General features: G+C 64.6%; 1 protein-coding gene. It reads left to right on the top strand.

Going from position 1 to position 494, the window contains the following annotated elements:
• Positions 1 to 494: superoxide dismutase (locus DEO23_RS15890; RefSeq protein ID WP_109277011.1), on the top strand; the 494-nt coding region annotated here is incomplete at both ends.

Genomic DNA, 494 nt, shown 5'->3' with positions numbered 1-494 from the left:
ATGGCGGAGTACACGCTTCCCGATCTCGATTACGACTACGCGGCGCTCGAGCCGCACATCTCCGGCCGGATCATGGAGCTGCATCACGACAAGCACCATGCGACCTACGTCAAGGGCGCGAACACGGCGCTGGAGAAGCTCGCCGCCGCGCGCGAGGCCAATGACTTCGGGTCGATCAACCAGCTGTCCAAGGACCTGGCGTTCAACCTCGGTGGTCACACCAACCACTCGATCTTCTGGAAGAACCTCTCCCCGGAGGGTGGTGACAAGCCCACCGGTGAGCTGGCCAGCGCGATCGATGAGTTCTTCGGCTCCTTCGAGGCGTTCCAGGCGCAGTTCACCGCGGCGGCCCTGGGGATCCAGGGGTCGGGCTGGGCGATCCTGGCCTACGAGCCCATCGGCGGGAACCTGGTGATCGAGCAGTTCTACGATCAGCAGAACGGCATCCCGGTCGCGACGGTCCCGCTGTTCCAGCTGGACATGTGGGAGCACGC

This window comes from Brachybacterium endophyticum, from assembly GCF_003130585.1.
GTDB classification, from domain to species: Bacteria; Actinomycetota; Actinomycetes; order Actinomycetales; family Dermabacteraceae; genus Brachybacterium; species Brachybacterium endophyticum.
Note: the sequence above shows the minus strand (reverse complement) of the source record. Positions and strands in the feature narration are given on the sequence as shown.